This is a genomic window from Micromonospora arborensis, from assembly GCF_003205615.1.
Lineage (GTDB): Bacteria > Actinomycetota > Actinomycetes > Mycobacteriales > Micromonosporaceae > Micromonospora > Micromonospora arborensis.
The window spans coordinates 1,871-3,035 of record NZ_PYBV01000010.1 but is presented as its reverse complement, the minus strand read 5'-3'; the positions used below and the strand labels follow the sequence as shown (position 1 = coordinate 3,035).

At 71.8% G+C, this 1,165-nt stretch carries 2 protein-coding genes; one reads left to right on the top strand and one right to left on the bottom strand.

The features are described 5' to 3' along the window. A partial coding sequence (locus C7C45_RS07625) for a response regulator (RefSeq protein WP_146247291.1) occupies positions 1–296 on the bottom strand: 296 nt, incomplete at its 3' end. A gap of 95 nt (positions 297–391) precedes the next feature. On the opposite strand from C7C45_RS07625, the gene C7C45_RS07620 reads away from it, so the two are divergent. Beyond that, positions 392–1,165: LolA family protein (locus C7C45_RS07620; protein ID WP_244200281.1), on the top strand; the 774-nt coding region annotated here is incomplete at its 3' end.

The following is a 1,165-nucleotide window of genomic DNA, read 5'->3' as shown; positions in this document are numbered from 1 at the left end:
AGGTAGTCGTCCGCGCCGCAGTCGAGGCCGTCGGCCTGGTCGTACTCGCCGTCCTTGGCGGAGAGCATCAGCACCGGCAACCAGTGCTGCTCCGCTCGCAGCCGCCGGACCAGCTCGTAGCCGGACAGGCCGGGCAGCATCACGTCGAGGATCATCGCGTCGTACTCGCCGTGCCGGGCCGCGTCGAGGCCTGCGGGGCCGGTCCCCGCCACATCCACCGCGAACCCCTCGGCCTGCAGGCCGCGTTGCAGGGCAGCCGCCAACCGGGCCTCGTCCTCCACCACCAGCAACCGCACAGGTCAAGGGTGCCACTCCCGTTCAATCGGGCGGTTCGGCTTCCTCAGCACGTTCACAGCACCGAGAGGGCAGGATGTCACCTGGAGGTGTCACCATGTCCGTCCTGAGAAGCCGTCCCGTCCTACGTTGGCTGGTCCCGGCCACCGCCGCCGTCGCCGTCATCGGCGGTGGCGCGGCGATCGGCACGTTCGCCGCGGAAGCCGAGCCGAGCCTGCCGCCGCGTACCGCCGCCCAGCTCCTGGTCGATCTGCAGACCTCCCGGTTGGAAGGGCTGTCCGGCACGGTCGTGCAACGCGCCGACCTCGGCCTGCCGTCGCTCGTCGGGTTGGTCCCCGGCAACGAGCTGACCACCCTGTTGACCGGCACGCACACCCTGCGGGTCTGGTATTCCGGCCCGGAGCGGCAGCGGGTCGCGTTGCTGGACACCCTCGGCGAGCAGGACGTGATCCGCAACGGCCGCGACCTGTGGACCTGGCAGAGCCGCACCAACACCGCCAGCCACCGCACCCTGGGCGACGCCGGAGCCGCGAAGCCGGCCCCCGAGGCGGTGCCGAACCTGCCGGCCACCCCGCAGGAGGCCGCCGACCTGGCGTTGGGCGCGATCGACCCGAGCACCGAGGTGAGCGTCGGCCGTTCGGCCACCGTCGCCGGCCAGGACGCGTACGAGCTGGTGCTCTCACCGCGCGACCAGGACTCACTGGTGCACCAACTGCGCATCGCCATCGACGCCAAGCAGCACGTGCCGCTGCGCTTCGAGGTGCTCGCCAAGGGCAGCGACCAGCCGGCGTTCGAGGTGGCCTTCACCCAGGTCGACTACCGCCGCCCCGACGCCGACCAGTTCAGTTTCAACCCGCCGCCCGGCGTGACC